Annotated in this window: 8 protein-coding genes; all 8 read left to right on the forward strand. The window is 50.1% G+C overall.

Going from position 1 to position 11044, the window contains the following annotated elements; genetic code table 11:
- The first annotated feature begins 60 nt into the window (after nucleotides 1–60).
- The 8 genes from KNQ05_RS09595 (at nucleotide 61) to mutL (ending at nucleotide 10748) form a co-directional block, all read left to right on the forward strand.
- Entirely contained in the window at nucleotides 61–1677 is a 1617-nt protein-coding gene (locus tag KNQ05_RS09595) for an alpha/beta hydrolase (protein ID WP_214765293.1), read from the forward strand.
- Complete coding sequence (locus KNQ05_RS09600) at nucleotides 1674–3131, forward strand: phytoene desaturase family protein (RefSeq protein WP_214805224.1); 1458 nt, start codon at nucleotides 1674–1676, stop codon at nucleotides 3129–3131. Before KNQ05_RS09595 ends, KNQ05_RS09600 begins: the two co-directional genes overlap by 4 nt.
- A gap of 124 nt (nucleotides 3132–3255) precedes the next feature.
- A complete protein-coding gene (locus KNQ05_RS09605) occupies nucleotides 3256–3543 on the forward strand; it encodes a hypothetical protein (RefSeq protein ID WP_029333199.1) in 288 nt (95 codons plus the stop codon).
- A 123-nt stretch (nucleotides 3544–3666) separates the two neighbouring features.
- A complete protein-coding gene (locus KNQ05_RS09610; RefSeq protein ID WP_214805226.1) occupies nucleotides 3667–4938 on the forward strand; it encodes a DUF445 domain-containing protein in 1272 nt (423 codons plus the stop codon).
- A gap of 13 nt (nucleotides 4939–4951) precedes the next feature.
- Nucleotides 4952–5773 carry a DNA-3-methyladenine glycosylase family protein gene (locus KNQ05_RS09615; RefSeq protein WP_214765285.1) on the forward strand — a complete coding sequence of 274 codons (822 nt, stop codon included), beginning with the start codon at nucleotides 4952–4954 and terminating at the stop codon, nucleotides 5771–5773.
- Nucleotides 5774–5885: 112 nt separating this feature from the next.
- Nucleotides 5886–6323 carry a YlbF/YmcA family competence regulator gene (locus KNQ05_RS09620; protein ID WP_029333202.1) on the forward strand — a complete coding sequence of 146 codons (438 nt, stop codon included), beginning with the start codon at nucleotides 5886–5888 and terminating at the stop codon, nucleotides 6321–6323.
- Between the two features lie 64 nt (nucleotides 6324–6387).
- The gene (gene mutS / locus KNQ05_RS09625) at nucleotides 6388–8922 is read left to right on the forward strand and encodes a DNA mismatch repair protein MutS (RefSeq protein ID WP_214805228.1); all 2535 of its coding nucleotides are present in this window, start codon (nucleotides 6388–6390) and stop codon (nucleotides 8920–8922) included.
- Between the two features lie 11 nt (nucleotides 8923–8933).
- Entirely contained in the window at nucleotides 8934–10748 is a 1815-nt protein-coding gene (gene mutL, locus KNQ05_RS09630) for a DNA mismatch repair endonuclease MutL (protein ID WP_214805230.1), read from the forward strand.
- Nucleotides 10749–11044: the final 296 nt, after the last annotated feature.

Here is an 11044-nt window from a genome sequence, read left to right on the forward strand (position 1 = left end):
CTGTTTTTTCGATTGTATGATAGGGAAAAGAGAACTTCAGAAAGGAAGTGCACGTGCTTTATGACGATTCAAAAAAAGCTGTTGCTGGCGTCGCTGTTGATGCTGACGTTTTTGCTCGGTGGCTGCATTCGCATTCAGTATGATGCGACTGTCCATCTGGATCAAAGTGTCACCTTGAAGACGACGTATGCAGCAAAAGAACATCCGGTCGCACGATTGTTGAACTTTAATCCGGACTGGGAGATGTATGCGAAGCAGGCTGAAAAAAACGGCTATGCAGCGTCGACCTTCAAAACGAAGGACGACTATGAAGGACTTCGTATGGAAAAAACCTTCGCGAACCTTGAAGATTTGGCCTCGATTAAAGATGAATGGAAGACAGGTGTCGGGGGAATCTTGATTCCGCCCGATACGACGTATGATGTGGACAAGCATGAAGGCTTTTGGTTTAATACGTACCGTTTAAATACGAACATCGACTTAAGTATCGATCGCTTAAATATCAAGGGCTATCATCCTACAGGTCAAGTTAAAAAGTTAGCCGATCGTTACATCCGCCAAGCGGACATCGAGATTAAACTGCACGTCCCGGAAGTCGTCGCTTTGCAAAATGCGGAGAAAATCGACTGGGCGAACTACAATGACGTCTCGTGGAAATTATACGGGACGAAAGACAATCAATTGCAACTCGTGGCATACGTTCCGAATCCGACGGGCTGGATTATCACAGGGGTCGTCTTATTGATCGGACTCGGTCTCTTGACGTTTTGGATCATCCACCACGTGCGGAAATTACGCCGCAAGCAACTTCAGACAATCAGTATCTCGCTACTCGTTTGTCTGTTACTCGGAGGTGGTGCTTGGTTAATCTTTGCTGACGAGACGGCCAGTGCCCCGCCGCCGACAACGCAAATCGTGACGGAATCGAAGGGGGAGATTGTCCCGACGTTCATGGTGCATGGCTTGTTCGGGACGGAACGGACTTTCTTACCGATGATTGAAAACTTTACGGAAAAAAAGTTAGCGGATGACGGAGGGCGATGTGATGTTGATCGGACCGGGAAGGTAACCTGTAAAGTCAAGGACTCATCGACCGGTTTCCCGCTCGTTCGTATCATCTTCGAAGACGATGAAGCAAGCCTTGCGCAGCAACAGACGTGGCTTGAAGCCGCGATCGCTCAGTATGACAAGCAACAAAAGGCGACGTTTACCGACATCCAACTTGTTGGTCACAGTATGGGCGGAGTCGACGTCGTCGAATATACGTTGAATGAAAATCTTCCGTATACGATTCGAAAAGTCGTCACGCTTGATGCACCGATTGGTGGATCAAATTATGCGACGCTCGGCTTGACGCTTGCTCCGTTCGGGACGAATACGAACAGTCCGGCGATTCAGGATTTAGCAGAGAACTCAAAGGCGATCGAACGGTTGAAAGCGCGGCTCGAGACATGGCCGCGTGATGTCCTTGTTTACTCCTTCGGTGCCAAAGGAGGCGACTTCAATTTGATTCCGTTAGACAGTTCGTTCACGCTCGAAGATTATACGGACAACATCCAGACGAAGTCATATAAGTATGATCACTTCACGATTCACCGGCGCGAACCGGTCTTCCGCGAAGTACGCGATTTCTTATTTAAAGAAAATCTAGTCTTGGAAGAGGAGGACGATCAATGAAAAGCGTCGCGATTATTGGCGGAGGGATTGCCGGCGTGACAGCGGCGGCACTCCTCGCTCGAGAAGGGCATGACGTGACATTGCTTGAAGGAAGTCGCGAATGGGGGGGCTCCGCAGGCAAATTCACCCGGAAAGACTTGACGTACCCGGTCGGCGCGACACTCGGGATGGGCTTTCAACGAGGCGGCATTCATGACCGGGTTTTGCAACACTTGGGGTTAGATGTCGAAACGGAGTTACTTGATCTTGTAATGACGATTAAAATCGACGGGCACGATGTTGCCTATTACCGTGACCGTGCTCGATTCATCGGGGAACTACAGGATGTATTCCCACAACAGGCGCAGCAAATCGGCGCATTTTTTGAAGAAATCGATACGATTCAACGTCATGTCGCTCCTTTAATGGAGTCACTTCCGGCACTACCTGTACGAACTTTGTACGATGCACAGTTGATAATAAAAGAAGCGCAATCGAGCCTGCCTTTACTTCCGTACGTCACACAGACCGTCGGACAAGTGTTACGGCGCCATGGGTTGGAAGGATCGGTTTTCGCTCGGCTGGTGGACGGGATTTTATTAGACAGTATGCAGACCGGTCAGGAAGCGTCCGCGTTACTCGGTGCCGTTGCCTTATCGATTTATCACGATGGTGCGTACTATGTGCCGGGCGGTCTTTATCGAGTCGCAGAAATCCTGAAAGAATCGGCAGAACATGACGGCGCGACGATGTTACTTGGTCGTAAAATCACGTCGGTCATGCAAACGGCAGATGGTTTTTTACTAGAAGATCGTCGCGGTCGTCTATTGCTAGCGGATGTCGTCATCGGTGCGCTCCCACTCGAAGCGATGCAGCGTCTCGTCAGTCCACCTCTTTTACGGACGCTTAAACGGACGTACGCAAGACAAAGGAAACTGGCGCAATGGGCCACATTCACGTATTATGCTGCCTTTCCGGAAAAATTGGTTACATCCGATAGTGCCTTTCGACAAATTCATGATGAACGGCTACCGTCGGGTCATGCCTTTTTGTCATTATCACGTTCGGGTGATGTAAAACGTGCTCCGGAGGGCGTACGGACATTGACGATGTCCTGTCACGTCCCGATTGGTTACTTTGATGCTACGGACAACGTACATTACGGGCATCAGATTGAAAGAATGCAGGATGTATTCGAAACGATTGTCGAACAGGAGTTTCCCGGCTTTCGCGAGCAGGCAATCGAACGTCATCCTGGTGGACCGGGCGCCTGGGTGCGTTACACGTCACGACCGGACGGTGGCGTCGGCGGTTATCCGCAATTGCGTTCAACGAGTTTGTTCCGCGCGGCATCATTTCGGACCGGTGTCCCGAATCTCTACGTCATTGGCGATACCGTCTTTCCGGGGGCAGGGACAATCGGTGCGTCGACGTCAGCGATTCATGTCGCCCGACAGTTAGGTGTCAAGATTTGAATGACTTTGTGAAATGATGAAAGAAGCGGCCGAATGGTCGCTTTTTTGTCAGAACAGGATTATGATGGGGGAGAGACGGGAAGTAAGTAGTCATGACCATAAAAAGAGAGAAGGAGTGAATCGCGTGAATCCCTTTGAGGAAAAATGTCAACTCTTCATCCAGGAGCGTCGTCCGGAAGTCGGGCCGATTGTTTTTGCAACGGCACGAACGTTCATCAATGCCCGAGGACTGAGTGTCTATGAACGAATTTATCAAGGCAAGGAAGAGGTTCGGTTAGCATTTGTCGAACAAACGAACGGACAACAGCTTGTTTCTTTAATGGAGAACACATTCGGAAACGGATTAGTCTATTTCGTATCAACGGCAACGGCGACGTGGGACGGCAAAAAATTCGGAGAATACACGTTTTAATTACATAATGAGTCCCAGTCAGGTGAGGCTGGGGCTCTTTCTTGTCGAAACTTATCAGAATGGGGTAACGTATAATCAACTATACGCTCAATCAATCCCTTTCTACGAAAAGGAGGAAGTGTTTTGCAACACGAGGTGAACACACCAAAATCTTCGACACGACGCCTCGCGACCGTCTCGTTGATTTTTATGGCAGTCGGTTTTGTCGCGTCGCTACCGTTTAAAGAAAATGCTTGGATTTTTTGGCTTCAAAGTGGTTTTGAGGCCGGTCTCGTCGGTGGAATCGCCGATTGGTTCGCGATTACAGCCCTGTTCCGTCATCCGCTCGGTTTAAAGATTCCACATACGAACTTGCTGCCGAAAAATCGGGAACGGGTCATCGAATCGATTGTCCAGATGCTCGAAAAAGATTTATTGAACAAAGAAAGCATCGTCGAAAAGCTGCGCCACATGACGCTTGCAGATCGCTTCATCAAATTATTACGTTCACTTGTGTTAGTCCCAGCGTTTCGATCGACCGTGACGGAATTATTGATCGGGATTTTACGAAAGCTTCCGCGGGCATCAATCATCAAGGCGGTCGATGAGCGAATCGTTGAAACGATTCGTGCTTACCCGGCGAAGAAATTAGCCGATCGCTTAATCGATTTAAACGATGAGCGCCGACTCGATGAGTTGGCGATTGATCAACTGCTCGGTTACGGACAAAAACTCTTGCAGGACCCCGTCATCCGCGATCAAATCGGACGACTTGCCTATCAGGCAATGATTGATCAAGAAAAAAATACCTTCTTACGTGTGACAGCGAAGACGGTCCAAAAAGTCTATTCGGAGGAACGCCTCAGCCTTGTCATCCAAAGTGTCCTTTTGAGTGTGATTCAAGACATGAAACACGTCCATCATCCAAATCGGTTGGCGATCATCGATCACATCCGTCGGAATTTGGCACAGCTCGCACAAGATGATGTCCGATTAGGGAAAATCGATGCGTGGAAGATGCAAGAAATCGAACGGATTGATTTAGAGCCGATCCTCGATCGTGCCTACACGTCAGGCATCGCAGAGCTAGAGACGTACTTTATATCAGATGCATTTTGGGAACAACGGGCACTGCCTTTAATGAACCAGGCGCTTGATGAGTGGGAACACCATCCGACGTTCAAAGAGGAGAGCAACCGCTGGATGAAAGACCAACTCGTCCGGTTCGTCGACCAAAACCATGCGCGGATCGGCGGACTCGTCCGTGAGAACTTGAACCGGTTCGATACGGAAACGTTGATTCATATGATTGAGGATAAAGTCGGAAACGACTTACAATGGATTCGGGTCAACGGAGCGATTTGTGGATTTTTCATCGGTTTAATTTTAGGTGGAGTCAAACTATTTTTTGCGTAAAAGGAGACTTCTGATGTGGCAACAAGAAGTAACATTGACGACTGATTATGATTTTGAGGGCGTCCGGACCCGCCTGTTGAATGATTCGTTACAGCAACAATCGGCAGATGCCTTACGGATTCCAATTCGTATCGACGAAGTGCCGTGGATTGGTCAAATCCGGGCGGACGATCGTCGAACGATCGTGTTGGCGGGGGATGGACCAAAACAACCGATGGTCGACGCGATGCGCCGGCGGTTTCGTTTAGATGAATCGAACCCGGCCCTTGAATTAAAGCGGACGACGCTGGCACCGATTGTTGAAACGTTTGGTGCGGAACGGCTTGTGCTCGATGTTGATCCGTTTACAGCATTGATTCGCTCCATCATCCATCAGCAAATCAACCTGTCGTTCGCACGTGTCTTGACAGACCGGGTCTTTCGGACATTCGGGACGACAATCGACGGCGTCGTTTTTCCGCCGACGCAAGCTGAACTTGCGGGTGCTTCGGAAGAACAACTTCGGGCGCTGCAGCTATCGGGTCGTAAAGTCGATTATTTGTTACGGGCGGCGACCGCAAATCTTGACTTTGAACAACTCCGTCAGGCGGAAGATGCGGTCATCGCGGAACAATTGATTGCCTTAAAAGGCGTCGGTCCCTGGACGGTCCAAAATGTGTTGATGTTCGGATACGGACGCAGAGATTTATTTCCGGCGTCCGATATCGGAATCTTGCGGGCATTCGAACGCTTGAATGGCGTTCGTCCGACTGTCAATGAAGCGATTGTTCTCGCCGAACAATTTGCCCCGTACCGCAGTCACGCTGCTTACTTATTGTGGCGTTCGATTGAATAAGGAACTATTCTTGTCACCCTCTAGTGAGAACGGTATAATGAATGCGACAGAACGAGTCATCGTTCGCAGAAACGACGAGTAGCGGTCTGACCGCTCGACATAGAGGGGACGAATGTGTATGTATACAGATGAACAAATCATCGAAAAAGCAAATGAAATCGCGAAAATGATTTCTGAAACGTCAGAAGTCGAACGGTTTAAAGCGGCAGAGGCAAACATCAATGGCAACGAAAAAGTCCAAAAGATGATGAAACAAATCAAGTTCCTCCAAAAAGAGGCAGTCAACTGCCAGCACTACGGAAAAACAGAGGCACTCGCGCGTGTTGAAGCAAAACTGGATAAATTATTTGCTGAGCTCGATGAGATGCCGGTCGTCCAACAGTTCCAAGAGTCGCAAGAAGAAGTCAACGGCTTACTTCAGTACATCACGGTGACAATCTCGAACGGGATTACGGATCAAATCATCGAAGCAACGGATGGCGATGTCTTAGCTGGAAAAACGGGCAGTGGGATGGAAGCTGAAAACAAAAGCGGCGGTTGCGGCTATTAATCAATGAAACGAATGGGGAAGCCGACGGAAATCCGTCGGCTTTTTCTACGAATGAGGTGGAAAGATGGAAGCAGTACACAACACACCAATGATGAAACAATATTTTTCAATTAAGGCGGATTATCCGGATGCCTTTTTATTTTATCGACTCGGTGATTTTTATGAATTGTTTTTTGATGATGCCAAACAAGTCGCCCATGAACTGGAGCTGACGTTGACGGCGAAGAACGGGAAGAATGCTGAACATCCGATTCCGATGTGCGGCGTGCCGCATCATGCGGCGAACGGGTACATCGAACAATTGATTGAACGGGGATATAAAGTCGCTCTGTGTGATCAAGTCGAAGATCCGAAGTTGACGAAAGGACTCGTCAAACGAGAAGTTATTCAAGTCATCACACCGGGTACTTTAATGTCGTCCTTAACGGAAAAGGAAAACCGTTACCTCGTCGCAATCGCTGAACAGGAAGGACGGTTCGGGATTGCCCGCGGGGACGTCTCGACAGGCGAGAGTGCTTTGACGAGTGTTACTTCGCTCGACGCCGTCATCAAGGAACTGAGTATCATCTTGCCCCGGGAAATCGTCGTGACGAATCCGGAGCACACAGCAGCATTACAGTCGTTACGGATCCCGTTGACGGAAAGCACGCGCCGTGAAAGTCATCCACACGGTGACCGGGCGATCGACGCGGCACAAGCGGATGCGTTCGCTGTCCTCTATGCCTACATGCATGATACGCAAAAACGTGCCTTGTCGCACTTGCAACCGGCGCTCGTCTACGAAGCGACGGACTTTATGCAGCTCGAGCCGAATACGGTCAAAAACCTGGAACTCGTCCGCTCTGCACGAACAGGCGACAAAAAGGGTTCGTTGCTTGGATTACTCGACATCACGGGAACAGCGATGGGCGGCCGGATGCTTAAGCGTTGGCTTGAAAAACCGCTCTTGTCGGAACAGACGATTACGGAGCGGCTCGACGCGGTCGAAGAACTGCTTGGACACTACTTTGAGCGGCACCAGTTGAAAGATACGTTAAGAGAAGTCTATGATCTCGAGCGACTCGTCGCAAAAGTCGGCTACGGAACGGCTTCTGCCCGTGATCTCGTCCAACTGAAAACGACGTTACGATTGATTCCACGGATACAGGCAGCGCTCGAAGAACTGCTCAGCCAGCGTCTCGGGCAATTAGCGATTGGACTTGATCCGCATGACGAGTTAACGGCGTTGCTTGATGCGGCATTCGTCGAAGCCCCACCGATTTCAACAAAGGACGGTGGGATGATCCGGACCGGCTTTAACGCTGAGCTCGATGAATTGCTGACGGCTTCAAAAGACGGGAAGACGTGGCTTGCGACACTCGAAGCGAGTGAACGGCAGGCGACGGGCATTAAAACGTTAAAAATCGGCTACAACCGTGTGTTTGGGTATTACATCGAAGTATCACGTACCAACGCCAAGTTGCTCCCAGAAGGACGGTATGAACGAAAACAGACGCTTGCGAATGCTGAGCGTTACATCACGCCGGAATTGAAAGAAAAAGAAGCCTTGATTCTCGGAGCGGAAGAAAAAAGTATCACGATGGAATATGAACTCTTCTGTGGTGTCCGTGACCAAGTCAAAACACACATTGAGAGCTTGCAACGGGTCAGCCGCCGGATTGCGGAACTCGACGTCCTCGTCGCGCTCGCGGAAATCGCCGAAACACATGATTACGTTCGTCCGGTGACGACGAACGGTCGAAGCGTAGCGATTGAAGACGGCCGTCATCCGGTCATCGAGACGGTCTTACCACGCGGGGAATATGTCGCAAACGGAATCGCATTAGACGAAGCACGTGAAATGTTATTGATTACGGGACCGAACATGTCCGGTAAATCGACCTACATGCGCCAGTTCGCCTTGATTGCCTTACTCCACCAGATCGGTTCGTTCGTCCCAGCGTCACGGGCAGAACTTCCCGTCTTCGATCAAATCTTCACCCGGATTGGGGCAGCAGATGATTTAGTCAGTGGACAATCGACGTTCATGGTCGAGATGGTCGAGACACAAGAGGCATTGGCACGAGCGACGGATCGGTCACTTATCTTGCTGGATGAAATTGGTCGGGGCACGTCAACGTATGACGGAATGGCCCTCGCCCAAGCGATTGTCGAGCACATTGCCGATTCGGTCGGCGCAAAAACGCTTTTCTCGACCCACTACCATGAGTTGACGGTGCTCGAGGAAACGATTGCGAAGCTTGCGAACGTCCACGTCCGCGCCGTCGAACAAAACGGGCGGGTCGTATTCCTGCATGAAGTCCGGGACGGGAAAGCCGATCAATCCTACGGGATTCATGTTGCCCGTCTCGCAGATTTACCGGAAACCTTGATTTCGCGGGCAGAAGTGCTATTGTCTGAGTTCGAGCAAGCTGATCAAAGCGTCAAACCACCGGTCGACGTCACGCCGCCAGTACTCGAGGCACCAATCGATCAGATGAGCCTGTTCGCAGAACCGGACCCTGTCAAGGAAACGATTGCGACACTCGACTTAATTAACATGACACCGCTCGATGCACTCAATACGTTGTATCGGTTGCAAGCAGAAGCCAGAAAGTGAGGAGATAAGGGATGGGCATCATTCGTGAATTATCGGATTCGTTAGCAAACCGGATCGCGGCGGGAGAAGTCGTCGAGCGACCGGCTTCCGTCGTCAAGGAGCTCGTCGAAAATGCACTCGATGCCGGAGCGACACAAGTCGATGTCGAACTTGAAGAAGCAGGGATGAAACGGATGACGATTCGCGATAACGGACACGGGTTTTATCCGGAAGATGCGGAACTCGCTTTCGTTCGTCACGCGACGAGTAAGATTAAGGATGAACACGATTTGTTCCGGATCAAGACACTCGGTTTTCGGGGCGAGGCATTGGCCTCGATTGCGTCCGTCAGTAAAGTCACGCTGAAGACGAAACGAGCCGATCAAGAAGGGGTCCAATTGATTCTCGAATACGGAAAGTTACTCGATCGTTCGGCTAGCGCGATGAACCGGGGAACAGAACTGACCGTTGAACACTTATTCTTCAATACACCAGCCCGCCTGAAGTATTTGAAGACGACACATACGGAGCTTGCGGCAATCACCGATGTCTTGAACCGGATGGCGTTCGCGCACCCGGAGGTCAAGTTCCGTGCCGTCCATGAAGGGAAAGTGTTGATCCAGACGAATGGCTCCGGAGACGTCCGGCAAGCTTTAGCGAGCGTCTATGGGCATCAGACGATTCAAGGGGCACTTGTTGCGACAGCATCGAATGCGGACTATCAATTGACGTGTCATCTCGTTAAACCCGAAGTCACACGGGCGTCGAAAAACTACATCACCTTGATTTTAAATGGGCGGTCGGTCAAAAACTTTGCTTTGTCGCAAGCTGTCCTGAATGGTTATCATACGTTACTGCCGATCGGTCGTTTTCCGATTGCCGTCATCGAGGTGACGATGGACCCGCTATTGATTGATGTCAACGTCCACCCGGCAAAACGGGAGGTTCGTTTGTCGAAGGAAGCAGAGTTATGTCAATTGATTCAAGAGACGATTCGAATGACACTCAGTCGCGAGACGTTGATTCCGCAAGTGACGAAACAAAAACCTAAAAAAGACCCGAGTGCGCAGGAACGGCTCGATTTCTCATATAGCGTCGATTCGGTTGAAGATACGTCGTCGCGTGCAGTCTGGAATTATCCGATTCCAAAACGTGAAGCGGTTCATGAGACGGAAGGACGACAGGCTGATCAAGCAGTCAGCTTCGAAGGGGAGCAACGGGAAGAAGTAATAGCGAACGCTGGACAAACGGAGGACAATCGTCCGAAGTTTCCCCATCTCGATGTCATCGGTCAACTGCACTCATCCTATATCGTCTGTTCCGGCGAGGACGGGATGTATTTGATTGATCAACATGCTGCCCAGGAGCGCATCAAGTATGAAACGTACAAAGTGATGTTTGGTCGTCCGCTCGAGCAGCAACAGCAACTGTTATTGCCGTATACGTTTGAAGTCTCGTCTGACGATATGAAACGAATGGAAGAAGCATTACCGTTACTGCTCGAAGTCGGAATTGAGCTGGAGGCGTTTGGACCGCAAAGCTTCATCGTCCGTGAAGTGCCGACCTGGTTTCCCTCGCACCGGCAGGAAGAGACGATTCAAGAACTGATGGATGAAGCGTTGTTAAAACAAAAAGTCGACATCGAACAGTACCGGGAAGATGCGGCGATCATGATGGCCTGTAAAAAATCAATCAAAGCCAATCATCCTTTAAATGAAGAGATGATGCGACGGTTGATCGTCGACCTGTCACAAACCGAGATGCCGTTCACGTGTCCACACGGCCGACCGGTCATCATCGAATGGACGACATATGAACTGGAGAAGTTGTTTAAACGCGTGATGTGAGAAGAGTATTTACCTCTCGCAAACGAAAAGAATCTTCCTGAAAAAACGCCGATGATTCCGTATGAAAAACGGGATTATCGGCGTTTCGTGTGTCATGGTCCATCCCGTCAAATATCGACTGTCTAAGCATAGTCTTAGGCAATAACAGCTTCTTTTTTTCGTTACTTGCCCGCCTCTTATCATCGCGTGAAAACGCGCTTCAGGCTTTAGACAAAGTGCCATCGGGAGATCAAGCGTCTTTTTTCGTTGCTTTCCTCGGGCGAGGCGCAAGCCGTTGCTCCTTCGTCCTAACGGAC

The sequence above is a fragment of the Exiguobacterium sp. s125 genome (assembly GCF_018618605.1).
Lineage (GTDB): Bacteria > Bacillota > Bacilli > Exiguobacteriales > Exiguobacteriaceae > Exiguobacterium_A > Exiguobacterium_A oxidotolerans.